At 69.0% G+C, this 26042-nt stretch carries 8 protein-coding genes; 2 read left to right on the forward strand and 6 right to left on the reverse strand.

Annotation, left to right across the window (positions count from 1 at the left end):
- Positions 1-153: 153 nt before the first annotated feature.
- Positions 154-2643 (forward strand): VCBS repeat-containing protein, encoded by a 2490-nt coding sequence (locus tag KA419_19125; protein MBP7868048.1) that lies wholly within the window; start codon positions 154-156, stop codon positions 2641-2643.
- A gap of 379 nt (positions 2644-3022) precedes the next feature.
- Positions 3023-4423, forward strand: coding sequence for an MFS transporter (locus KA419_19130; protein MBP7868049.1), 1401 nt, complete (start codon positions 3023-3025; stop codon positions 4421-4423).
- Positions 4424-4506: 83 nt separating this feature from the next.
- Here the strand turns inward: KA419_19130 and KA419_19135 are convergent, their stop codons facing one another.
- The 6 genes from KA419_19135 to KA419_19160 form a co-directional block, all read right to left on the reverse strand.
- Positions 4507-6282 carry a SpoIIE family protein phosphatase gene (locus tag KA419_19135; protein ID MBP7868050.1) on the reverse strand — a complete coding sequence of 592 codons (1776 nt, stop codon included), beginning with the start codon at positions 6280-6282 and terminating at the stop codon, positions 4507-4509.
- A 6-nt stretch (positions 6283-6288) separates the two neighbouring features.
- A complete protein-coding gene (locus tag KA419_19140) occupies positions 6289-6702 on the reverse strand; it encodes an ATP-binding protein (GenBank protein ID MBP7868051.1) in 414 nt (137 codons plus the stop codon).
- Between the two features lie 8 nt (positions 6703-6710).
- Positions 6711-7019 (reverse strand): STAS domain-containing protein, encoded by a 309-nt coding sequence (locus tag KA419_19145; GenBank protein MBP7868052.1) that lies wholly within the window; start codon positions 7017-7019, stop codon positions 6711-6713.
- 119 nt (positions 7020-7138) lie between these two features.
- On the reverse strand, positions 7139-16747 hold the full coding sequence (locus tag KA419_19150) for an amino acid adenylation domain-containing protein (protein MBP7868053.1): 9609 nt from the start codon (positions 16745-16747) through the stop codon (positions 7139-7141).
- Positions 16744-23814, reverse strand: a complete 7071-nt coding sequence (locus KA419_19155) for an amino acid adenylation domain-containing protein (protein ID MBP7868054.1) — start codon at positions 23812-23814, stop codon at positions 16744-16746. Before KA419_19155 ends, KA419_19150 begins: the two co-directional genes overlap by 4 nt.
- Positions 23815-23871: 57 nt before the next feature.
- Positions 23872-24408: a hypothetical protein gene (locus KA419_19160; protein ID MBP7868055.1), complete on the reverse strand. Its 537-nt coding sequence runs from the start codon at positions 24406-24408 to the stop codon at positions 23872-23874.
- Positions 24409-26042: the final 1634 nt, after the last annotated feature.

A 26042-nucleotide genomic window follows, 5' to 3' on the forward strand; every position in this document is an offset into this window, starting at 1 on the left:
TCCGCCTCATCGACCCGGTCGGTGGTGAAAACTCTCCCTTTCCCTTACCTCCTGTTTCTCGCCACCGGTAACCGATCGCGGGATTTTCCCTTCCTATAGCGGGCTCAGAGAAAGGGACATAACACCTACAACGCCGCGCCCATCACCGGGCCGGTGCTGTTCACCCTGCTGGACACGAGCTACCCCGGTGAGACCATCCCCATCGCCATCAACGCCAACGCCGGGGCGAGTTCCACCAACGCCCTGACCATCCGGCCCGCCGCCGGGGTGGCCGTGGTGATCGAGGGCAACCCCGCCGCCAACGGCCTGATCTACCTCAACGGCGCCGACTGGGTGATCTTCGACGGCGTCAACAGCGGGGGATCCTCCCTTCTCCTGCGCAGTACGAACGTTTCCCACGGAACGTTCTATTTCGGCGCAGACGCCACCCACAACATCGTCCGAAACTGTACTGTCGAGGGGGCGTCGGTAGGCGTTATCCGTTTCGATACACCTGCCTCGGATGGCAACGACTACAACACTATAGAGAACAACATCATCCGTGATCGCTCCGATACCGACGGTGTGCCCTTGTATCTGATTTATAGTACCGGGATAAGCTACTCCAATAGCAACATCGCGATCAATGGCAACATCATGAGAAATTTCTCCTTCAGAGCAATCTACTCGTCGAGTTCTTCATCCTCAGATCAGTGGACGATCACCAACAACACCATCACCCAGGATGTTGCCCGATCCACCGCGATGACAGCGATCGACCTGAACGCCAAGGGAACCAACACCATCAGCGACAACTTAATTCATGACCTCTCCACGTCAAACACAAGCATCACTTGCGGAATCTGGATCAACGCTCCCGGAGCGGACGGCGTCCAGACGATCTCGGGCAACAGCATTTTCAACCTCTCTGCGACATCTTCCGGACCAATCCATGCCATCCATGTAGATCATCCCGGCAACGTCAGAACTCTTGTCACCGGCAACCACATTTATGGTTTCGGTACTACATCTTCTTTTGATTCGGAGCTGTGCGGCATATTCAACAATGGCGTATCCGGATCAATTACCCCGGTCGATATCGTCAACAACATGATCACCCTCGCTCCAGATATCACTGATAACTGCACGTTCTATGGCATTTGCGATCGTGGTTATGCGGGTAACGTGACAAACGTATATTTCAACACCGTTTACCTCGGCGGAAACCTCACCTCGGCGCTGAACCCAACCTGGGGGATCGTTCAGATGGGGCCTACGGCGATGACCGTGAAGAACAACATCGCCTACAACGCCCGCACTACCGGAATTGGATCGCATTATGCTCTAGGCAAGTTTACTTCGGGGACTTTCACCTCAGACTACAACGCCTGTGCGGGGACCGGCGACACCATCCCGGCAAACTTCATGTACGACGGCAGTGCGGGAGTGAGCTTTGAGACATGGCAAGCCGGGGGACGGGACCAGAACTCAAGGAGTGATACGGCCGCCGGCATGGCCGGGCATCACATGGTGGATTTCGAAGACAGCAACAACGTCATCGGTGACCTGCACCTCGTCCCTGACTCCTGCCTTTTCGCGGACAACACTGGCATCCCCATTTTCGGGTACACCACGGATTTCGACGGGGACACCCGCGACATAACGCACCCGGACATCGGAGCGGATGAGTTCTTCGCGCTGCCCCGGGCCCCCTTTGATCTGAACATCGACAATTTCACCGACATCCTCCTGAGGCACGAAACATCCAAGGAACTAACATGTTGGCTAATCTCTTACTCAGGCGCCGCCCAAGGACCCGATATGGGTTTGGTGACCGGGACGGACTGGCAGCTGACCGGCGTGGCGGACTTCGACGGCAACGGGTACGCGGACATCCTGTGGCGGCAGGCCTCCACCGGCGTGACGTCCGTCTGGAAGATGAACGCGGCCGGGCACTCCGCCGACTTCTCTCACGGGGCCATCCCGACGGGCTGGCAGATCGCGGCCGTGGCCGACCTCGACGCGGACCGCAAGGCCGACCTGCTGCTGCGCAACACGACCACCCACGACTGCGTGATCTGGTACTGCGCCGACGGGGGGGTGGTGAAGTTCGAGAAGTACCTCCGCACCGTCGATGCCGACTGGGTGGTGCTGGGCACCGGCGACCTGAACCTGGACGGCCGGGCCGACATCTTCTGGCGGAACACTGTGACCGGAGACCTTTCTGCCTGGTTCGTCAACGAAAATGGCTACCTGGGCGGAATGACACCCGGCAACCTGGCCGCAGACACGAAGGTTGTCGGGATCGGCGACGCGGACCGGGACTACAAGGCCGACCTCTTTCTACGTGACACCACCACGGGGGACCTGACGATCTGGTTCTGCGACGAGACCCACCTCAAGGGGACCGCTCCCTTCGGCTTCAACGGAAGCACCGATTGGAAGGTCGCGGGTATCGGCGACTACAACCATGACTTCCAGAGCGACCTCCTGTGGTTCAACAGCTCCAGCGGCGCCCTCGTGGTCTGGTATGGTGATGATACAGGCTTCCTCGGAGACCTCTACGTCGGCACCGTGGACGTGGCCTGGAAGCCCCAGAACGACCTCAACTTCGGCGGCCGCTCGCTCCTGAGCCTGCTCGGGGTGACCCCGATCTGGCAGTAGCCCCTCCCGGGCCCCTTCCCAGGCCCCGGACCGGTTCCCCCCGGTCCGGGGCCTGTCTTTTATGATACTCCCGCGAAAAGTCGTTTTTGCCCGCGAATCACGCGAATGAACGCGAAGAAGAAATCAATAAAACACAGATATTATTCGTGTTATAAATTCGCGCCTATGCGATTTATTCGCGGGAAATCTCCCTTTCGCGACTTTTTACGGGGTCAACAGGCTTAAAAAGCCCGGACCCATCAAACCACAAAGAACGCAAAGACACGCAAAGAACACAAAGAGCGCAAAAAAGGTCCGGACTCCTGGATTTCAATGTTTTTTGAAGGCTTGTCTTTCTTAGGGGTTCCCTCTTCCGGTTTGTCCGGGTTAAGATAAACGAATGAACCTGACGGCAGACCCCGAACCGAAACCCGCCCGTTACGGGCTTGTCGTCCTCGCCATCGGCCTGGCCCCGTTCCTGGGGAACCTGGACGGCAGCATCGTCATGATCGCCACGCCCACCCTGGCGCGGACCTTTCACGCGGACACGGCGGACGTTTCCCTGGTCGTCGTGGCCTACCTCCTGGTGATGGCCGGTTTCTCGCTGATCTTCGGAAAACTGGGCGACCGGGTGGGCACGGATCGCGTCTTCATGGCGGGGTACGCGGTGCTCACGCTGGGTTCGGTCCTCTGCGGCCTGGCGCCGGGGCTTGGGGCCCTGGTGGCGTTCCGCGTGGTCCAGGCGGTGGGCGGCACCATGCTCTGCGCCACCTACTGCGCCCTCATCGCGTCGAACCTTCCCGAGAACGTGCGGGGACGGGCCTTCGGCTTCACCAGCGTGCTGTCCAGCGTCGGTTTCGCCATCGGGGCCCCCGTGGGCGGTTACATCCTCGAGGCGTCCAGTTGGCACTGGCTGTTCCTGCTCAACGTCCCTTTCGGCCTGGCGGGGCTCTTCCTCTCCTGGAAGCACCTGCGCCGGGAGCGTCCGGCCTGCCCGGAGAAGACCCCCTGGGATACCCGGGGCGCGGTGCTGAGCCTTCTCGCCCTGCTCTCTCTTGTCTCCGCGCTGCAGCTGGGGCAGCAGTCCGGCTGGGTCGCCCCGCTGCCGCTCGCGCTCTTCGGCGTCACGCTGGCCTGCGCCGCGGCGTTCGTCGTCCGGGAGCGGACCTTCCCCCACCCCCTCGTGGCCCCGGCGATCTTCCGGGACGCCGCCACGGGGATGGCGATCCTGTCGGCCCTCCTGGTCCTCCTGATCCTGGACGGCCTCCTGTTCGTTTTCCCGTACTACCTGGAAGTGGTGAAAGGCCTCGCGTCCGACCGTTCCGGGCTGGTGCTCATGGCGCTGCCGGCCGCGATCTTCGTGTTCAGCCCCCTGGCCGGCTACCTGTCCGACAAGCGCAGCCCCCGGCTGATCACCAGCCTGTCGGGGGCCGGCCTGTTCGTCGGGACGTCCCTGTTCCTCTTCTGCGACGCCCGGACGCCCCTGGCCTACGTCGTCGCCGCCTTCGCGGTGTTCGGCGTCTCGTTCGCCTTCTTCCTCACGGCCAACGTCACCTTCATTATGGGACGGGCCGAACCGGGCGTCCGGGGCGTTCTCTCCGGGGTCCTGGCCGTGATCAACAACGTGGGCGCCCTGCTGGGGGTGGCCGTGTTCCAGGTGGTTTTCGCCCTGGGGGCGGCGGGCCCGGCGGCCCCGTCCGTCCTGGCGGTCCGGGGCTTCCAGCGCGCGGCCCTGCTGGCCGTGGCCCTCTCCGTCCCCATCCTGCTGAACGCCCTGTTCGGCCGCACGAAGCGGCCGTGATCGCCCCCCCGGCTTGAACCGTTGCAGCCTTTTTATGGTGAAACCCTGGTTGCGTTTTGCGTGCTTTCGGCCCCTCTGCCGGTTTACCCGGGCAACGCTTTCTCCGGCAACCGGATGCAGAGCATCGTGAGGTCGTCGCAGCGCTCCCCGACGCCGGTGAAGTCGGACACCGCCCGCCGGACGCCCTCCACGATCTCCCGGGCCGTCGACTCCCCGGGGAGTTCGAGCAGGGCCGCCCGGAGCCGCTCTTCGGAGAACTGCTCGCCGCCCGGGCCCCGGGCTTCCGTGACCCCGTCCGAGTAGGCGAACAGGGCCCCTCCCGCGTCCAGTTCGAGGGACTCCGCCTCAAAGCGCGCTTCTCCGGTCAAGCCGACGAGCATGTTGGCCCTCGCCCGGACGAAGTCGAACGCGCCCCCCCGGCGGAGCAGGGGGTGGGGGTGACCCCCGTTGCAGTACTCCAGCCGGCCCGTCGACAGGTCCAGAAAGCCGCAGAAGACCGTGGCGTACATGCAGGCGCGGTTGTCGAGGGCGAGGGTGTCGTTGACGTTCCGGAGGATCTCGTCGGGTCTCAACCCCATTAGGGCGTACTTCTTCAGGAGGACCTTGACGGTGGTCATGAAGAGGGCGGCCGAGACGTTCTTGCCCGAAACGTCGCCGATGGCGAAGAACAGGCGGCTCTCGTCCGGGAAGAAGTGGTCGTAGAAGTCGCCGCTGACGACCCGGCTGGGTTCCAGGCAGGCCGCCAGGTCCAATTCGGCGCCCGGGGCGAAGGCGGGGAAGTCGGCTGGCAACGAAGCGCGCTGGATGCGGGCGGCCAGCCGGATCTCCTCTTCGACGGCCTCCCGGGCGGCAATGGACTCGGCCAGCTGCCGGACGTGGACCTTCAGGTCTTCCGCCATGGCGTTGAAGCTCGCGGCCAGCTCGCCGATCTCGCCGCCGGAAGGGATGTCGATGCGTTGGTCGAGGTCCCCGCGGCCGAGACGGCGGGCCGCTTCGGTCAGCCGGACCAGCGGCCGGGTGACGGCCCTCGCCAGGGTGGAACCGATGAGAAACCCCGCGGCGAGCACGGCCGCGAACACCATCAGGGCGACGACCCGGATCCGGTCGTAAAGCGAAGCGAATTTCCCGCGGATGGCGGCGACGTGCCCGGCGATCCGCGCGCCGGCTTCCCGGACCTGCCCGGCCAGGAAATCCTTCGACAGGACCTTGACCAGCGTGCACCGGAGCTTGGGCATCCCGTAGTAGAGGAACAGCCAGTCCCGGCCCGAGAGGGTGCACTCGCGGGCCCCGCCGTCCCGGTCGGAACGGAGGATGGAACCGACCGTTTCCGACAGCGGGTCCCCGGGAGGTCCCAGCAGGGGCCGGCCAACCGTGAAACGGGCCTCGAAGGGGTCCCTGGAGAGGCCTTCCGTCACCAGGACCCGGCCGGAGCGGTCGACCACGAAGAGGAAGCCCGGCCGGTACGCCTCCACATCCAGCACGTGCGACAGGACGGCGTGCAGGTCGGGTTCCGGCACGGGGGCGGCGGGCGGGTCCCCGGCGGCCCGGCGCCCGGCCGGCGAAGCGCCCGGGGCGGGGGTGACCCGGGCCTCCGCGACCCGTTGCCCGATGAGGTCCGCGTAGGCTTTCAGGTCCGAGAAGACCAGTTCCGTGACGATGGCGTTCTTGAGCTGCCGGCCGGCCAGGCCCTCGAAGTCGTCGAGGTCGTCCATGGAGCGGGTGAAGACGTCCGACACGCCGGAGCGGGTGTAGGCCTGGATGCCCAGGTAGCCGAGTGCGCACAGAAGGAGGACGACGGCCAGTAGTCCCAGGGTCCCGGCCTTGATGGAAGGTCTCGTGACGATCGGTTTGAATGGCATACGGGCTCACTTCGCGGCAAGGGTGAAGGTCACGCGGTTCTCACCGCCGGTCCGTTCATACCGCAGGTCGTCGGCCAGGCCCTTCACGACGGAGAGGCCGAAGCCGCCCCGGGCCCCCCCCTTGCCGGGAGGCCCGCCTTCGGGACAGAGCGGGTTGAAGGGGCGACCCCGGTCGGCGATCTCCACCTGGAAACGGCCGGGGCCGCCGCCGACCGTGATCCACAGGGGACGCCCGCCGCCGTCGGCAACCGGGGGCGCGTCGGGGTAGGCGTGCCGGATGACGTTGGCGATCAGTTCGTCGGCGACGACATGGGCGGTGTCCAGCACGTCCTTGCCGGCCCCCAGCGCGGCCAGGCCCTCCCGGATGAAGGCGGTCATCTCCGGGAACCGGCCCAGTTCCGCGGGAAAAAGGGCGGTCACGGCGGCACTCAGACGACATCGACGAACTGGCCGATCCCGCTCATCCGGATCACCTTGGCCACTAGGTCCCGGGCCCCCCGCAACTCCACCTTCATGCCCTGCCGGATCTTGTCCCGGGCGAAGAAGATCACCCTCAGCCCGGAGCTGGCCATCAGCGTCACCCCGGACAGGTCGAACACGATCCGGCACACTTCCGGGCCCACGGCGGGTTCGAGCTGGTCCTGGACGACCTGGGCGCCCGCGGTGTCGAATTCGCCCTCGAGGCCCAGGATCAGCGTCCGGCCGTCCGCTTCGGTCTCGAAACGATAATTGATCATTCTAGTACTCCTCCGTGTGTGGGTTCATCCCCCGCCTTCGCGGGGAGCGCCGGGCCGCCGGTGGACCCCCGGAACAGGCCGGGATCGGGGACGCGCTGCCCGGCCCCCGGAACAGGCCCTCAGGGGCACGCCCCGGTCTCCGCCCAGGCGAAGACGGCCGAGCAGAGCGCTTCGACGTGACCCCGGTCGGTGATGCAGCTCAGGTGGTCCCCCGGGACCCCGGTGACGGTGACGTCCCGGGCGTAGCGGTCTTGGCAGGACTGCAGGGTGATCCGCGCCACCTCCTCCCGGGTCCCCCGGGCGGCGCACAGCAGTGCGGCGCCCCCGAACTTCCGGGGAGGTTCCTCGTACGCGAGCATCTCGCCGAGCTGCTGGCGCCAGATGTTCCGGTAGCCCAGGGCCACCCGCAGGGCGTGGTCCCGGCTCACGTCCCCGCGGGGGAAGAGCATGGCGGCGATCCGCCGGAGCGGGTCCTGCTCCCGGTCCGCGGGCGTGGCCTCCGCCCCCGGGGCGAAGAAGACCCGGACGACGTCCACCAGGGCGGCATCCATGTCCTCGGTTCCGAGGGACTCCGTCACGCTGTGGATCTTGTGCAGATAGCCGTCGATGTTGATGAGGTTGACGTGCGCATACCCGAGGTCCTCCAGGCGCAGGGCCACGTCCAGGGAAAGGACCGCCCCCACGGAGTGCCCGGCCAGGTAGAGCGGGGACCCCGGGGCGTCCCGCCGCGTGATCTCCCCCACGTAGCGGGTGAGGGCCTCCTCCCGGGAGGCGAAGGGGACCATGGTGCCGTACATCCCCTTCGGCTCGAGGAAAACCACCCGGAACCGCTCCGAGAGGCGGAGGCACAGGGTGGAGTACGAACCCACGGACCCGATGAGGCCCGGGAAAACGTACAGGTTGGGCGCCCCGGGGGCCCGGGGCTCGAACTCCACGGGCTTCCACGCGTCCCCGGGCGGTTCCCCCGCCCGGGCGTCCCGGACGGCTTCCGCCAAACCGGCGACGGAGAACCGGGTGGCGACGTCGGCCAACGACAGGTCCAGGCCGAACTTCTGGTTGACCAGGGCCAGGAGTGACAGGGTCCGGAGGGAGGTGCACCCCTGCAGGAAGAGGCTTTCCGAGCGGTCGATCCCCACCCCGTCGCCCGCTTCCAGGACGGTCCGGGCGATGTCCCGGACCTGGCGTTCCAGGTCGTCGCCCGGGAGGGAGGGGGCGACCGGGGCGCGGGGCGCCGGCGGCAGGGTCCCGAAGTCCGCCCGGGCGCGGTCGCCGAAGGCCCGCAGGAACGGGGCGTGACGAAGGATGTCCAGGTGGGGGCATTCCACGGGGACCTCCTCCAGGTCGTCGGCGATCGGCCGCAGGGAGTACCCCGCGGGGTCGGTGAAGTACTCGGCGTAACCCGGCAGCGTCGGGTCGGGGACCGTGCACCGGAAGTGGGTGACGGGGACGGTGGCGGGCCCCGGGGAATAGCCCTCGTACCACTCGGAGCAGGGCAGGTCGCGGTGCGCCCTGAGCAGGCCGGGGATGAGCGGGTCGACCAGGTACAGCCGGCGGACCCGGATGCCGCGCGACTTCAGCCGGGCGGCCACCTCGAGGGCGATGGGGCCCCCGAAGCTGTAACCCGCCACGCCGCACTCCGACCGGGACAGCAGCGCGCCGTGCTCCGTCGTCAGGACCCGGACGTAGTGGTCCGCCAGGTCCCCGAACCCGTGCAACGGGACCTGCCCGGCGACCACCCCGTCCCGGAGGTAGCGCTTGCGGTAGAAGTTGTCCACCAGGATCACGTGGACGTCCCGGGGCAACGCGGGGTAGAGGGTGGCCATGTAGGCCTCGTAGCCCGAGTCGGGGTGGATGACGATCATCACCCGGTCGGTGTCGGCGTCCGCGTTGAGGGCGAGGGTGGGGATGTACTCAAACTCGGGGGCGTCCAGGTCCGGGTGCGTCCCCCGGGACGCGGTCTCCGGGATGTGCCGAATGATATCCCGCAGGGCGTTCCCGAACGCCTCGGCGAAGCGGTCGGCGTCCGCCGCCTCCAGTCGCGCCGCGACGTGGAAGCGCAACGCCCCCTCCGCCACGAACCCGTTGACGGCGATCCGGCTGTCGTCCCGGTTCTCGGGGGCGGACCCGCGCCCCGGGGGTTCCGCGGTCAGCTGCCAGAAAGCCTCACCGGCGCCGCTTTCCAGCTGCCCCAGGTAGTTGAAGGTGACGGGGGGCAGCCCGGCGTCTGCCAACCGCGTGTCCGACGCATCCCGCGCCGCCTCGCTGAACGCCCCCCAGCCCAGACCCTTGCAGGGGACCTGGCGCAAGGTCCGCTGGATCTCCGCGAGGCTCCTTCCCACTGTTTCCCGCAGCGGGAGAGCCATCGGGTAGCGGGTGGTGAACCAGCCCACGGTGTGGCTGTGGTCGATGGCGGGGTCGATGGGTTCGCGCCCGTGCCCTTCCAGGGTGACCCCCTGGCGGTCGCCGCCGTGCCACTCCCGCAGCGCCAGGGCCAGGGCGGTCAGCAGCAGGTCGTTGATCCCGGCGCCGTACGCTCCCGGCGCCTCGTGGATCAGCCGGTGCGTCTCGTCCCGTTCCAGCCGGACCTCCCGGTCCAGGGGCGGCCCGGGATCGTTAAGGGTTCGGCGGTAGTCCGGCAGGGAGGCCAGGACCTGCTCCCAGTAGGCCCGCTCGTCCGGGTGGCCGTCGGGGTAGCCCTCGACGACGCGCACCCACTGGCGGTAGCTGCTGGTCTTCTCCCGGAGGGCTTCCCCCCGGACGAGCCGCTGCAGGTCCTCCACCAGGATGCGCCAGCTCACGGCGTCCACCACCAGGTGGTGGAAGGCGAAGTGCAGCCGGGCGCTCCCGTCGTCGTACCCGTGGACGTACCCGCAGTGCCAGAGCGGGCCCCGCTCGAGGTCGAAGGTGCTCTGCCAGCCCGTGAGCACCTCCTGGAGATCGACATCGGACAGGCCGCGCCGGTCCAGGACCTTCAGTTCCGGGAGGGGCATGTCCCGGTGATACCGCTGCCGGTCCCCGGAGAAGGTGGCCCGGAGCATGTCGTGTTGCGCCGCCAGCGCCCCGAGGGCCCGGGTGACGACCGCCGGTTCCAGTTCGGGCGTCCGGACCAGGAAGCACTGGTTCCAGTGGTGGCGCCGGGGGATTTCGCCGCTCTCCGCCTGGCGGAAGAACCAGCGCTGGATCGGCAGCAGACCGAACTCACCGTCCAGGGGCCCCTGCTCCGCGACGACCGGGGTCGCCGCCGAGCGGCCGGCGCCGAGGAACTGGGCCAGTTTCTCGACGGTGGGGTTCCGGAAGATGTCCTTGACGGAGCACTCCAGCTCGGCGTCGCGGAGCGCCGAACTCAGCTGGATGCTCAGGATGGAGTCGCCCCCGATCCGGAAGAAGTCGTCCCGGGTGCCCACGCACTCCAGTCCCAGCAGTTGCCGGAAGATGGCGCAGAGCTGCTCCTGGAGGGCATCCCGGGGGGCATCGCAGCTCCCGGGGGCGGCCGCCGTGGCGGGGTCGGGCAGGGCCCCGCGGTCGATCTTGCCGGAGGCGTTCAGCGGGAAACGGTCCATCTCCACGAAGAAGGAGGGGACCATGTAGTCCGGCAGCAGGGCGGCCAGGCCCTCCCGGGCCTCCGCGGGGGGGAAGGGCCGGGAGGCCGCGTACCACGCGCACAGGTGCCGGCGCCCGTCGCGCTCGATCACCTTGACGGCGCAGAGCGTGACCGGCTCGAGGGCGGACAGCTTCTGCTCGACCTCTCCCAGTTCGATCCGGTACCCGTGCACTTTCACCTGGTCGTCGTTCCGCCCGATGAACTCCAGGGTCCCCCGGGGCGTCCAGCGGACCAGGTCGCCGGTCCGGTACATCCGCCGTTCCACGTCCGGGCGCCCCGTCTCGACCCGGAAGGGGTCGTCCGGGAAGCGGGCGGCGGTCAGTTCGGGACGGTTGTGGTAACCGCGGGCCAGGCCGTCCCCGCCGATGTACAGCTCGCCCGGCACGCCCGGCGGGACGGGGTTGAGCCCCGGGTCGAGCACGTACACCCGCTTGTTGCCGATGGGCCGCCCGATGTCCGTGTTGCGGTCGCCCGGCGCGTGCCGGGCGAAGGTGGCGCAGACGGTGGCCTCCGTGGGGCCGTAGGCGTTGAGGAGGGCCACCCGGCCGCCCCAGTGGTCCATGGTTTTCGCGTTGCACACCTCCCCGGCGGTGATCACGTGCCGCAGGTCGGGGAGGGGAACGTCCCGGGGCAGCAACTCGAGGAGCTTGGCCGGCAGGTCGGCCAGGGTGATGCGCTCGGCGGCCAGGTACGCCGCCAGCGCCCGGGCGTCCTTCCGGGTCTCCTCGGTGCACAGGTGCAGCGAGGCGCCGGTGAGCAGCGCGCAGAAGAGGGTGGAGACGGAGGCATCGAAGCTCACGGGGGCAAACTGCAGGACGCGGGCGCCGGCCCCGAGCCCGAAGCTCCGCCTGTGGGACATGACCAGGTTCACCACGCCGTAGTGCTCCAGCAGGACGCCCTTGGGGGTGCCGGTGGAACCGGAGGTGTAGATCACGTAGGCCAGGTCCCGGGGCCCGTTGACGTGCGGCGGGTCGTCCCCCGCGAAGGACGCGATCTCGTCCCGGTACGCGTCGAGGGCGACGGGGGTGACGTCCAGGTCCGCCAGGGACACCAGCTCGGCGAGGCACGCCGAGGAGGTCACCACCAGGCGGCAGCCGCAGTCCTTCACCTTGAAGCGGAGACGCTCCGGCGGGTCGGCACGGTCGAAGGGCACGTAAGCCGCCCCCGACTTCAGGATGCCGAGAATCCCCGCGACCAGGTCCACGGAGCGCTCGAGGTAGAGGCCGACCAGGGTGTCCCCGGCGATCTCCCCGCCGAGGCACTCGCGGTGGTCTCTCCGGAGGGCGCGGGCCAGCCGGTTGGCCCGCTCGTTCAGCTGCCGGTAGCTGAGCCGCTCCCCCTCGTACACGAGGGCGGTCGCCTCCGGGGCGAGGCGCACCTGTTCCTCGAAGACCTCCACGAGGGTCTTCTCCCGGGGGTAGTCGAAGCGGGTCTCGTTCCACGCGTAAAGGACCGTGTCCCGTTCCGCCGCCGACAGGAGCCCCACGTCCCGGACACGGGGGTTGCCGCCCGAGGCGAGCGCCCGCAGGACGTTGAGGTAGTGCCCCGCCATCCGCTCGACCGTCGAGCGGTCGAAGAGGCTCACGGCGTAGTTGAAGCCGAACTGGACGCACTCCCGGGCGTCGTCGACGAAGAGGCCGAGGTCGAACTTGGAAACCCGGTAGGCGGGCGAGACGTCCACCGGTCGGAGGAAGGGCCGTTCCCCGTCGCCGGCCTTCCCGAAGCTCTGCAGGCTGAACATGACCTGGATCAGCGGGTGGCGGGAGGGGTCCTTCTCCACCTGCAGCAGGTCCACCAGTTTCTCGAACGGCAGGTCCTGGTGGTCCTGCACCGCGGCCTGGGCGTCCGCCACGCGCCGCACCAGGGTGCCGAGGTCGAGGTCCGGGGCGAGGCGGCACCGGGTCACGGTGGTGTTGACAAAGAAGCCGATCAGGCCCTCCAGTTGCGGGTACAGGCGGTTCGCGGTGGGCGTGCCGATCACGAAGTCGCCCTGGCCGCCGTACTTGTGCAGGAGGAGGAAGAAGGCGCTGAGGAACACCGTGTAGGGGGAGGTGCCGAACCGTTTCACGGTCTCGCGGAGCCCCGACGACAGTTCGCGGTCCAGCGTGAACAGGACGTAGTCCCCCTCGTAGCGGAACTCGGCGGGCCGGGGCCGGTCCAGGGGGAGTTCCAGGGTCTCGCACCCCTCGAGGGCCTGCTTCCAGTAGGCAAGCTCGGCGTCCAGGCGTTCCCCGGAGAGGTAGCCTCTCTGCCAGGCGGCGAAGTCCCGGTACTGGATCGGGGGCTCGGGGAGGTCGAGGGCGGACCCGTCGCGGTGGTGGCGGTACAGGCGGTTCAGCTCGTCCAGGAAGACGTCGGTGGACCAGCCGTCGAAGGCGATGTGGTGGAGGGTGACCAGCAGGAAGCGCTTCGGCCCCGCCCGGTACAGGCGCACCCTCAGGGGGTATTCCCGGTGCAGGTCGAAGACCGACCGGATCTCGTCCGCCGCCCGGGCCAGGACGTCTGTGCCGCCGAGGTCCTCCTCCCGGATCTCCACCGGGTCCTCCAGCGTCCGCTGGAGGACCCCGCCCCGCTCGTCCCGGACGAAGACCGTCCGCAGCACCCCGTGGCGGCGGACAATGTCGCGGATCGCCCGCGACAGGGCCTCGACGTCGGTGGTCCCCGGCACCTCGAAGAGCATGGGGATGTGGTAGGCGTCGCACCCGCCCTCGTACTGCTCGATGAAGTACAGGCGCTCCTGGGCGAAGGAGAGCACCGCGTCCCCGGGAGGGCAGGGGGGGATGGTCACCTGGCGCCGGAACCGGGGGAGTGCTTCGGAGAGGCCGCGGACGGTCTTTCGCTCGAAGACGGCCGAGACGGGGATGTCGCGCTCCAGTTCCTTCGACATCCGGTGAGCCAGGCGGATGGCCAGGATGGAGTTGCCGCCGAGTCGGAAGAAATCGTCGGTGACGCCCACCCGTTCCAGGCCGAGGACCTCCCGCCAGATCCGGCACAGCGCGCCCTCCACTTCGTCCCGGGGCGCCGCGTAACGGTCGTCGTCGCCCTGGAAGGCCGGCTCCGGCAGCGCTTTCCGGTCCACCTTGCCGTTGGGGGTCAACGGCATCTCCTCCAGCCGGACGAAAAACGACGGGACCATGTAGTCGGGGAGCAGCGCCGAGAGGTACTCACGCAGGGCCTCCCCCGGGAGTTCCTCCGCCGAGAGGTACCAGGCGGCGAGGTAGGCGTTGCCGCCCCGTTCCCGGCACAGGACCGTGCACTGGGAGATCGCCGGGTGCGCGGAGAGCTTGTCCTCGATTTCGCCCAGCTCCACCCGGAAACCGCGGACCTTGACCTGGTCGTCGTTGCGGCCGAGGTACTCGAGGTTGCCGTCGCCGCGCCAGCGGGCCAGGTCGCCCGTGCGGTAGTACCGCGTGTTGCGGCCCTGCTCGAGTTCCTCCGGCGTGGCGAAGGGGTTTTCGAGGAAACGCTCGGCGGTCAGCTCGGGGCGGTGGAGGTAGCCCCGGGCCAGGCCGTCCCCGCCGATGTGCATCTCCCCGACCGCCCCGACGGGGACGGGCCGCCCGGCGGGGTCCAGGAGGTAGACCCGGTAGTTCCGGTAGGGCTTTCCGATACCGGGCTGGTTCGCCGGTCGGACGACTGACAGCGTGGCGCCCACGGTGGTCTCGGTGGGGCCGTACTCGTCGTAGACGCTGAGCCCCGGGAGGTCCGGGAGCAGGTCGCGATTCAGTTTCTCCCCGCCGACGAAGACCTCGGACAGGGAGGGGGGCGGCGGCTGCTGGAGCAGAAGGTAAAGCAGGCTGGGCACCGTTTTCACGAAGGTCACGCCGTGGCACGCCAGGTGCCGGGTGAAGTCCCCGATGTCCCTGAGGTTTCCGGGGTAGACGGCGATGGTGTCGCCGTGGAGGAGGGGGACCAGGGTGGTGGTCACGGTCAGGTCGAAGCTCAGGCTGCTGGAGAGGTCGACGATCTTCTTCCCGGGGCGGGTGGCCCGCCGCACGTTCTCCGCGTAGTTGACGACGCTCCGGTGCTCCAGCATCGCCCCCTTGGGCCTCCCGGTGGAGCCGGAGGTGTAGATGACGTACGCCAGGTCGGCGGGCGTGTTGACGCGCCGGGGGTTGTCGGACGGCGCCCGGCCGATCTCCGCGGCGTAGCCGTCGAGGGAGAGGGGCACGGCGTCGGTTTCCGTGAGGAAGACCAGGTCCCTCAGGCAGGCCGACGAGGTCAGGACCAGCCGGCAGCCGCAGTCGAGGATCTTGAAGCGGAGCCGGTCCTCCGGGTCGGCCAGGTCGAGCGGGACGTAGGCCGCCCCCGCCTTCAGAATGCCCAGGATCCCCACCAGCATCGCCAGGGACCGTTCGAGGTAGATCCCGATCAGGGTGTCCGCCGCGATGTCCGTTCCCGTGCAGGCCCGGTAGTCGCGCCGGAGGGTGTGGGCCAGGCGGTTGGCCCGCGCGTTCAGCTCCCGGTAGCTGACCCGCTCGTCTCGGCCGATCACCGCCGTTTCGAGGGGTGTCCGCTCCACCTGATCCTCGAAGCGTTCGACGAGGGTTTTCCCGGTGTCGAAGTCCTCCCGGGCGCCGCTCCAGTCGAAGACGATCCGGCGGTATTCCTCCTCGCCCAGCAGCGAGACCTGCCGCAGGGGGACCCGGGGGTCGGTCGAGACCTGGTCCAGGACCCGGAGGTAGTGGTCTTTCACCCGCTCGGCGGTGGCGCGGTCGAAGAGGGCGACGGCGTAGTTGAACGTCCCCTCGAGGGCTTGGCCGCCTTCCCGAAGGAAGAGGCTGAGATCGAATTTCGCCGGGGTGTAGTGCCCGTCGAGCGGGATGGGCTTGAGGACGCGCTCGCCGCCGGTGTCGAAGCCCTGGAGGCCGAACATGACCTGGAAGAGGGGGTGCCGGGACGGGTCGGGTTCGGGTTTCAAGGCCTCGACGATCTTCTCGAAGGGCAGGTCCTGGTGACGCTGGGCGCCCAGGAGGTTGGCCTGGACCTGCCGCACGAGGGCGGCGAAGCTCTGCCCCGGGTCGATCTCCGCCCGGAGGGGGAGGCTGTTCACGAAGTAGCCGACGAGGCCCTCGAGCTGCCGGTGGTTTCGGTTGGCCGAGGGGGTCCCGACGACCAGGGCGCCCTGGCCCGTGTACTGGTGCAACAGGATGTGGAAGGCGGAGAGCAGGACCGGGAAGAGGGTGACGCCCAGGTCGGAGGCAAGGTGCCGGAGCCGTTCCGAAACGTCCCGGTCCACCGCGAACCGGACGTCGTCCCCGCGGTAGTCCGGGCGGGCGGGCCGGGGACGGTCCGTGGGGAAGGCCAGGGGCTCGGGGGAGGGCAGGGCCCCGCGCCAGTAGTCGATCTGCGCCGCGAGTTCCTCCCCGGAGAGAAACTCCCGCTGCCAGGCCGCAAAATCCCCGTACTGGATGTCCGAGGCCGCCAGGCCGCTCTCCCGGCCCTCGATGCAGGCCCGGTACCCCCGCTCGAGCTCGCGGACGAAGATCTCCGTGGACCAGCCGTCGAAGGCAATGTGATGGAAGACGACCAGGGCGACGGCGCCTTCACCGGTCGTCAGGACCAGGGCCCGGACCGGGGCCTCGCCCGACAGGTCGAAGGGGGCCAGGATGGCTTCCCGCAGCTTGCCCGGGACTTCGGCCGCGTCCGTCCGCTCCTCCCGGATATCCGGGGGGGGCGGCAGGACCTCCGTGAAGGCGTTGCCCTCGGGGTCCTGCCGGATGACGGTCCGAAGGACCTCGTGCCGCTCCACGACGCCCCGGAAACTCCGCCGGAAAGCCTCGAGATCGGCAGCGGCGCCCAGGTCGAAGGCCAGGGGCACGTGGTAGGCCCGGCTGCCCGGGTCGAGCCGCTCGATGAACCACAGGCTCTCCTGGGCGAAGGACGGAACGCCTCTGCCCGGGTCGCCGGCGAGCCGGAAAATCGTCCGGGCGCCGAAGTCCTCCTTCGAGCGGACCCCGTTGCGGAAAAGGGCGTCCAGGATCGCCGGCTTGCTGACACCGACGAAGGCCTGCTCCGCGTCCGTCAGCCTGGCGTCCTTCGGCAGGAAGGCCTTCAGGCGGCCGTCCTCCCACCAGAGGGAGATGTTGCGCTTCTTCAGCTCGTTGAAGAGACCGATGAGGGTCACAGTTCCACCTCCTCTCCCTCCTCCTCTCCGCCGCCCCGCCTGCCCCCGGCGTCGGCGAGGGCCCGGATGGTGCGCAGCTCGAAGATCTCGGGGACGGTCACCGCCCGGCCCAGGGCCTTCTCCATCTGGTGGGTCAGCTTGATGGCCAGGATGGAGTTGCCGCCGATCCGGAAGAAGTCGTCGTCGATGCCGATCCGCTCCAGGCCGAGGACCCGCTGCCAGGTCTCCCGGATCGCCGCGTCGACCGCGTCGCGGGGTTCCGTGCAGCTTTCTTCCCCGGCCCGGACGTCCGGCGCCGGCAGGGCGCGGACGTCCAGTTTGCCCGAGGGGTTCAGCGGCAGGTGCTCGAGGCAGACGAAACAGGCGGGGACCATGTACTCCGGCAGGAGCCCGGAGAGGTAGCGGCGCAGTTCCTCGGCGGCGACGGGTTCGGTGGCGGTGTACCAGGCGCACAGGATTTTCTCCTGCCCGTGCGTGTACGGGCGGACGGCGACGCTGGCGACCGCCGCGTGCCGGGCCAGCCGGCTCTCGATCTCGCCCAGTTCCACCCGGAAACCGCGGACCTTGACCTGGCCGTCGTTGCGCCCGATGAACTCCAGGGAGCCGTCGGGCAGCCACCGGACGATGTCCCCCGTCCGGTAGAGGCGTCGTTCCCCCGGCCCCGCGGCGGTGGCGGGGAGGAAGGGGTTGGCGATGAAGCGCTCCCGGGTCGTCTCCGGCCGGTTGAGGTAGCCCCGCGCGAGCCCGACCCCGCCGATGTGCAGCTCGCCGGGGACACCCACGGGAAGCGGGTTGAGACGGCTGTCCAGGACGTACACCTTCTTGTTGCCGATGGGCCGCCCGATGTTGCGGTTGCCCTTGTGCCGGTCGTGCACCGAGAAGGTGGTGCAGACCGTGGCCTCGGTGGGCCCGTAGGCGTTGACGAGGCGGACCTTGTCGCACCAGAGGTCCATGGCCTTCTTCTCGCAGACCTCCCCGGCGGTGATGACGCATTGCAGGTGGGGGAGGTCCGCGTCCGCCGGCAGCACCTCGAGCAGCCGGGCCGGGATGTCGATCAGGCTGACCCGGTGCTCCGCCAGGTAGGCCACCAGCCGGGCGGGGTCCTTCCGCGTCTCCTCGCTGCACACGCAGAGGGTGGCGCCGTTGAGGAGCGCGCAGAACAGCGTCGAGACGGAGGCGTCGAAACTGCCGGGGGCGAAGTGCAGGATGCGGGTGCCCCCGGTGATCCCCAAGCCCCCGCGGTGGGACCGGGCGAGGTTGACCACGCCCCCGTGTTCCACCATGACGCCCTTGGGGGTCCCGGTGGAACCGGAGGTGTAGATCACGTAGGCCAGGTTGTCGGGCCCGGCCAGGGGCTCGGGGTTCGTGGAGGGGAACGTGTCGATTTCCTCCCGGTAGGCGTCCACCGCCAGCGGCACGGTCTCCGACCGGGCCAGGAACACCAGGGCGCCGAGGCAACCGGCCGAGGTGAGGACCATCCGGCAACCGCAGTCCGTGATCTTGAACCGGAGCCGCTCCTCCGGGTCGGCCTGGTCGAAGGGCACGTAGGCGGCGCCCGCCTTGAGGATGCCCAGGATGGCGACGATCTGGTCGGCGCCGCGCTCGAGGTACAGGCCGATGAGCGTGTCCCCGGCGACGGGGGCCCCGGTCGCCGCGAGGTGGTCCCGGCGGAGGGTCCGGGCCAGCCGGTTGGCCCGCGCGTTCAACTCCCGGTAGGTCATCCCGCCCGCGTCGGTGATCAGCGCGAGGTGGTCGGGGAACCGTTCCGCCTGCTCCTCGAAGAGGCTGACGATGGTGTGGCCGGCGCCGTGGTCGAATTCCGTCTCGTTCCACTCCCGCAGGGTCTTCCGCTGTTCCTCCCCGGTGAGGAGGGAGATCTCCAGGTGAGAGCGGTCCGGATTGTCCGGGACCTGTTCGAGGATCCGCCCCAGCTGGGAGCAGATCCTTTCCGCCTGGCCCGGGGCCAGGTGCTCCGCCCCGTACTGCAGGGTCAGCGTCAGCTGACCGCCGCTCTCCACGGCCTGGAGGGCCAGGGGGTAGTCGAGCTTTTCCACCGCCTTCCGAACCTCGACCCGGAGCGGGAATTCCGCATCGTCCGCCCGGCGGGCCTCGGGGTAGTTTTCGAAGACGAAAAGGGAGTGGAAAAGCCGGCGCCCCCCCTTCTGAAGGCGCCCCACGTCCACGCAGCTGTGGGCGTTCGCCTCCATCGTCCGTTGCTGGACGTGCTCCAGTTGCTTCCGTACCGTCCGGTCCGGCCACTCGACCGTGACGGGCAGGGTGTTGATGTAGAGGCCGACGCTCTCCTCGATGCCGTCCACGGGAAGCTCGCGCCCCGAAACGGTGGTGCCCGCCACGGTGCGCTCCTCTCCGGAGTACAGGGAGAGCAGCTTGTGCCAGGCGAACTGGAGGGCGGCGCCCAGGGTCACCCCGGCCCGGGTGCAGGCCTCCCTCAGGCGGGAGCAGGCCCCTTCGGACAACTCCAGGACGCACTCCCGCGGTTCCCGGACCTCCCGAATCGCGTCCGGGTCCAGCCCCTCGCGCAACAGCGGTCGGACGTCGGTGGCCTCCTCCAGGTCCCGGAGCCGGTCCTCCCAGTAAAGACGGTCCGCGTCACGGCGGCGGCGGATGCAGCGCTGGGCCTCCGCGTAGGCGTGGTCCGTGACCGGGGGGGGTGTTTCACCCCGCACGAGCCGCGCGTAGGCCTGGTGTACGCAGCGGAGCTGCTGCCGGAGGCTCCAGCCGTCGGTGATGCTGTGGTGCTCGCTCTTCAGGAGGACGTGGTGGTCGTCGCCGAGGCGGGCCAACTGGATCCGGAACAGGCCCGGCCGGCCCAGGTCGAAGCCGCGGGCGCGGTCCCGGACCCGGAGCGCCTCGAGGGCAACGTCCGGGTCCGCCTCGCCGCGGAGATCGTGCACGGCAAACTCGAAGCCGGCCTCGCGGCAGACGACCTGGACGATCTCCTCCTCCCAGTCGAAGCAGGTCCGCATGCTGGGGTACGCCTGCTGGGCGAAAGCCCACGCGGCGCGGTACGCGTCGGGGTCCAGGGCGCCGCGGTAGTCCAGGAGCAGCTGCAGCCGGTAGGCGTCGTCGGCCGGGTTGCGAAGCACGTGGTAGACGAAGCCCTGCTGCAGGCTGCCGGCCGGCAGGATGTCCTCGACGACGCGGGACCGCTGCAACCGTTCAACCAGGTCTCCGGAGAGGTGGACGTCCGGGAAATCGCCGGGGGTGAACTCGCCCTCCCCCTGCCGGGCCTTGGCGGCACAGTGCAGGGTGACTTCCTCCAGCCGGGCGCGGAACTCGCCGGCGAAGGCCTGGCAACGCTCCTCCGGGAAGCGGGCCGTCACGGTGAAGGCGAGCCTTCCCCCGGTGACGGCGCCGGACAGGATCAGGTCGAAAGGGAGGCGGTTGTCGGGGTCGAACGACGCCCCCGATCCGTGCGCCTCCACGTGCCAGGGCTTGTGCGCGGCGTCGAACTGCCCGAGGTAGTTGAAGCTGACCCGGGGCAGTTCCTCCCCCCCGGGTTCCCCGGACCCGCCGAGGAAGCCCAGGGCCCCGAAGCCGACGCCCTTGCCGGGCAGCGCCCTCAGGTGTTCCTTCGTGGACCGGATGCACCGCTCCAGGCTGTCCTCCGCCTTCAGGCGGACCGGGTACATGGTGGTGAACCAGCCCACGGTGCCGGACACGTCGAGACCCGCCCGGATGGCCTCTCGCCCGTGGCCCTCCAGGGTCACCCAGCTGTCCGGCTCCCCGAGGAACGCCGCCAGGGCGCGGGCCAGGGCCGTCAGCAGCAGGTCGTTGACCTCGGTGTGGTAGGCCGCGGGGGCCCGGTTCAGCAGGAGGGCGGTCTTCTCCGCGTCCAGTTCGACCGCCGTCGTGACGGGGTCGCCGCTGCCGGCCAGGCGGGCGTTGAAACGGCGGGCGCCCCGGAGTTCGGCGTCCCAGAACCCGCGCTCGTCCGCGTGGGCGGCGGCGTAATCCCGGACCACCTCCACCCACTGGCGGTAGCTGCTTGTCTTCGGGCCGGGGTCCTCCCCTTCGCACAGCCGGCGCAGGTCCTGGGCGAGGACCCGCCACGACACGGCGTCGACGATCAGGTGGTGGAGGGCCATGAACAGTCGTCCTCCGCCGCCCGGGTACCCGTGGAGGTAGCCGGCCTGCCACAGGGGGCCGTCGGCGAGGTCGAACCCGCGCTGCCAGCCGGCGAGGACGGCGTCGATCTCCCCCGGGGACAGGTCCCGGACGTCCAGTTCCCGCAGCGGGGGAAAGGCGGCCTCCCGGGCGTAGTGCTGGCGGCCGTTCCCGAATCGCAGGCGAAGGGCGTCGTGGCGGGCGGCGAGGGCCTCCAGCGCGGTCTCGAGCCGGCTGCGCCCCACGGGCCCGACGTCCACGCTGAACACCTGGTTCCAGTGTTCGGGCCGGGGAAAGCCGAGGCCGAAGAACCACTGCTGGATGGGGAGAAGCTCGAAGTCCCCCTCCAGGAGGCCCTGTTCGGCGTCGATCCCCGAGTCGGCGCCCCGTTCGAGGTGCCGGGCCAGCTGCCCGACGGTCCGGTGGTCGAAGATGTCCTTGACCCCGACCGTGAAGCCGGCGCTCCGCAGGCGGGAGCACAGCTGGATGGCTAGGATGGAGTCGCCGCCGAGACGGAAGAAGTCGTCGCGGGCCCCGACCCGCTCGAGACCGAGCAGTTCCTGCCAGAGGCCGCAGAGCCGTGTTTCGGCCTCGCCGGACGGGGCGGCGTAACTTTCCGCCCCCGACCGGAACACCGGTTCGGGCAGGGATTTCCGGTCGACCTTGCCGCTGACCGACAGCGGCAGCCGATCCAGCTGGACGAAACAGGACGGCACCATGTAGTAGGGCAGGCGCGACGAGAGGTACGCCTCGAGGGTCTCCGCCTCCACCGGCGCCCCGGCGGTGTAGTGGGCGACGAGGACCTTCCGCCCGGCGATCTCCCGACAGGACGCCACGCAGCCCGACAGGGCGGGGCAGGCCGCGAGGGCGCTCTCCACCTCCCCCAGTTCGACCCGGAACCCGCTGATCTTGACCTGGTCGTCGTTTCGCTCGCGGAACTCGAGGCTGCCGTCGGGCAGCCACCGGACCATGTCGCCGGTCCGGTAGAGGGTGCCGTTTCGCCCGCCGGACCGCTCCGCCTCCGACCGGAAGGGGTTGGGGACGAAGCGCTCGGCCGTCAACTCCGGGCGGTGGAGATAACCCCGCGCCAGGCCGTCCCCGCCGATGTACAGCTCGCCGTACACCCCGACCGGGACGGGGCCCCTGCCGCGGTCGAGGACGTAGACCTTCTTGTTCTGCAGGGGTTTGCCGATGTTCCGGTTGGACAGGCCGCGCCGGTGCCGGGAGTAGGTGGTGCAGACGGTGGCTTCCGTCGGGCCGTAGGCGTTGTAGAGGGCCACGGTCTCGCTCCAGAAGTCCATGGTGGCGCGGTCGCACACGTCGCCGCCGCTGATGACGCACTCCAGCCCCCGGATCGGGCGCCGGGGGAGGTTGGCGAGGATGGCGGGGGTGGAGACGAACACGCTGATCCCGTTGTGTTCGATGAAGCCGGCCAGGTCCTCCCCGGAGAGCCGGGCGATGGAGGGGACCAGGTGCAGGCAGGAGCCGTTGAACAGGGCCAGGGCGAACTCGGTCCACGAGGCGTCGAAGTTCACGGAGATGCTCTGGATGACGTCGTCGTACTCCCGGGAGGTCCGCATCCGTTCGGTGTGGTAGGCGACGAAGTTGACCACCCCCTCGTGCGGGACCATCACGCCCTTCGGGCGGCCGGTGGAGCCGGAGGTGTAGATGACGTAGGCCAGGTCGCGGGGGGTGTTGACCGGTTCCGGGTTGGTGGCGGGGGCCTGGGCGATCACGTCGCGGTAGGCGTCCACGCTCAGGGGCCAGGTGTCGCTGAGGGCCAGGAACACCAGGTTTTTCACGGACGCCGAGGCGGTGACGACCATCCGGCAGTTGCAGTCGTTCACCTTGAAGGCCAGCCGCTCGTCGGGGTCCGCGAGGTCGAAGGGCACGTAGGCGGCGCCCGACTTGAGGATGCCCAGGATGGACACGATCATGTCCACGCCCCGCTCGATGTACAGCCCGATGAGGGTGCCACCCCGGATGTCCTCCCCGGTGAGCGCCCGGTACTCCCGCCGCAGCGTGTGCGCCAGGCGGTTTGCCTCCGCGTTGAGCTCCCGGTAGCTCAGCCGCCGGTCGGCGCAGACCAGCGCGGGCCGGTCGGGCGTCCGCTCCACCTGCGCCTCGAAGAGCGCCTGGAGGGTGCGGTCGCTCGGCCAAGGCGCCTCCGTGCCGTTCCACTCGCCCAGGACCTCCCGGCGCTCGGTTTCGGCCAGGGCGCCCAGGGTGTCGACGGGTTCGCCGGGGTGCGCGAGCAGGGCCTCCACCAGGGCGGTGAAGCGCTCGTCCGCCCGGTCGAAGGCGACCTCGTCCAGGCGGTCCCGGTTGAAACAGATCTCGCACGCGAGCCTTTCGTCCCCCTTCTGATAGACGAGGCTGATCTCGGCGTTGCTCAGGGTCTGGGTGGGGATGTTCCGGGCGGCGACCCCTTCCAGCGGCAGGGGCGAGCAGAGGATCTCGTCGGACTCCACCATGACCGCGTTGAAGTCGTTGCCGAACTGTCGGCCGTACCGGGTCGCGGCGTCCCGGTTGTACTCCCGGACGATCCGGTCGAAGGGAACGTGCTGATGGTGCTTCGTTTCCGCCCGCTGGTCCCGGATTTCGCGGACCAGCCCGGCGAAGGTGGTTTGCGGGCCGATTTGGGTGAACATCGGCACCACGTTGACCAGGTAGCCGTCCAGGCCGGCGAAGTCCCGGGGGCGCATGTTCACCGGGTAGAGAAAGGCGATCTCGCCCTGGCCGGAGTGCTTGTCGAGGAAGGCGCTCCAGGCGGCCGACATGACGTGGAAAACGGTGCAGCCCCACTGCCGGGCCAGGTCCCGGATCTTTTCCAGGACGGCGGGCCCGAGGGAGAAGTGGAGGGTCTTCACCTCGAAACCCTGCCCCTCCGCTGCCGGGCGCTTTCCGGGGAGGTCGATGCGGAAGGCCCGCGACCGCATCAGGGGCCCCCAGTACGCCAGCCCCTCGTCGAGGGGGTGCTCCCGGAAGAAGGCCGCTTAGCGCTCCAGGTACCGCGCCAGTTCCGGGTCGTCGGGGACGGGGGGCGCTTCGCCCGGGTCACCGGCGTTGTACAGGCGGGCGATGGTCTGGGGCACCTTCCGGGCGGAGGTCCCGTCGATGATGATGTGGTGGAAGCGCAGGAGCAAAAAGCAGCCCCCGCCCGGGGCCCGGACGAGCGCGAAGCGGAAGAGGGGGGCCGTGGTGAGGTCGAAGCCGTGGGTGCAGATCGCCCGGATCAGGCGGTCGACCTGCCGGGGGTCCTGGGTGCGGCAGTCGTGATGCTCCACCGGGTTCGGGATGTCCCCGAGGATGTCCTGGTACAGGGTGCCGTCCACCTCCCGGAATCGGGAACGCAGGACGGGGCACTGCCGCACGCAGGTGCAAAGGGCCCGCTCCAGGCGGCCGGTGTCCAGGTCGCCCTGCAACGCGTAGACGAAGCCGATGTTGTACTTCGCGTCGACGGGCTGGAGGACCCACTCGTCCCACAGCATCCGCGCGTACCGGCTGGCTTTCCGGGTGATCGCCTTGTCCATGTGAGGCCCTCTCCTGACGCTCGGTGATGATCTGCCGTTCGGGTGTTCCCTTCTCCTGCAGTATAACCGAAACGGGGTCGGAATCAAGCGGGAAGCACCCGGGGCAAGCCGCGGACGCCGCAAACCCAAGCCGCACGGTGACGGCGTGATGGGTGTCCGCGTCGCCGCCCCGGGGACAAGACGCCGCCTTGCAAGGGCAGGCCCGCCCCGAAGGCGGCGGGAGCAAACCGTGGCCTTCGGATCTCGCGCGTTTGCAACCAGACTGCAGTGCGGTCGGACGTTCCGGTTGTTGCCGTTGTCCGTGATCCCGTACAGTCGGCACACGGTGCTGGGGAGCGGGGAGAAGGCGCGGCTGGTGGGGGAGAAGAGCCGGACGCGGTACCGTTTTGTCAGCGGTCAATAATATTGACCCACCTTGGGCGGTGCGGCAGGTGGAAGCGGTGGGGACGGCCTAGTGGGAGCGGGGGTGGGCGCCGCTGGAGTGCGGGCTGCTGGACCGGGTGGAGTCGCCCACGGTGGGCGGGGCAGCTGCTGCGCGCGTGCAGCGACGCCAGCGACACCCTCGCCCGGCCCGATCCCCGCCAGGGGACCAAGGTGTGTCGAAGGGGCGCGACGCCTTCGCCTTCCCCCGGCCCGATCCCCGTAGGGGATCAATCTGTGTAGAAAGGTCGCGACGCTCACGCCCTCCTTCGGCCCGATCCCCGTAGGGGATCAATCTGTGTAGAAAGCGGCGCTCTTTTTGCTAAAATCCGCCCCGCGCGCCGCCGGCCGAGGCCCTGGCGAGACCTGAAGCTCCTCTCGGCGGCGCGCGGGGCGAAAGTCCGAAAAATCGCGGGATTCCGACACAAATTGAACCGACGGGGTTCGGGTCGCGGTCGAGTTCCTACGCATCGTCCCGACGCGGACCACCAGCTTCCCCCAAGCCCCCCCCCGCGCCGAGACGGCGCGTGCGAACCCCGATGTTCCCACGCGTCGTCCCGACGCGCCCCTCCCCATCGTTGCTTTCTCCCCCCCTTCCGTTGCTTTGTCCAATTGCCCCCGCCGCTTCGGCAGAAATATCCTCCGCCCTTTCCCGGGCCCGGCCGGGTCGGGAAGAGCGGCCGCGTCGCCCCCCGGGCGAAGCGGCCCCCAAACCGCGCCCGCCTCCCCGGCGGGCCATCATGAAGGAGGGGATAACCATGCGACCACTCGCGCTCGCCGCGCTGGCGGCGATCCTGTGCCTTCCCGCCCTCGGGGCTCACCCGGACGACGTGTGGCGCAAAATGAAAATGTACAAAGTCCTGACCAAAACGGAATCGTCCCACCCGATCCCCCATTGTTTCGGACCGCATGGAGACATCGGCGTGGTGGAACTGATGGACGCGTGGGGCAGGGAGGGGGCGCCGCGGGACCGGGTGGAATCGTCCACGGAGGGCGGGGCAGCTGCTGCGCGCGTGCAGCGACGCCAGCGACACCCTCCTCCGGCCCGATCCCCGTAGGGGATCAATAGGTGTAGAAAGGTCGCGACGCTCACGCCCTCCTCCGGCCCGATCCCCGTAGGGGATCAATCTGTGTAGAAAGCGGCGCTCTTTTTGATAAAATCCGCCCCGCGCGCCGCCGGCCGAGGCCCTGGCGACACCTGAAACTTCTCCCGG

The organism is Acidobacteriota bacterium (assembly GCA_018001935.1).
Lineage (GTDB): Bacteria > Acidobacteriota > JAAYUB01 > JAAYUB01 > JAAYUB01 > JAGNHB01.

Coding starts and splice junctions, on each gene's coding strand:
- KA419_19130 (MBP7868049.1), top strand. CDS start 3,023: ATGAACCTGACGGCAGACCCCGAACCGAAACCCGCCCGTTACGGGCTT.
- KA419_19135 (MBP7868050.1), bottom strand. CDS start 6,282: ATGCCATTCAAACCGATCGTCACGAGACCTTCCATCAAGGCCGGGACC.
- KA419_19145 (MBP7868052.1), bottom strand. CDS start 7,019: ATGATCAATTATCGTTTCGAGACCGAAGCGGACGGCCGGACGCTGATC.
- KA419_19155 (MBP7868054.1), bottom strand. CDS start 23,814: ATGCGGTCGCGGGCCTTCCGCATCGACCTCCCCGGAAAGCGCCCGGCA.
- KA419_19160 (MBP7868055.1), bottom strand. CDS start 24,408: ATGGACAAGGCGATCACCCGGAAAGCCAGCCGGTACGCGCGGATGCTG.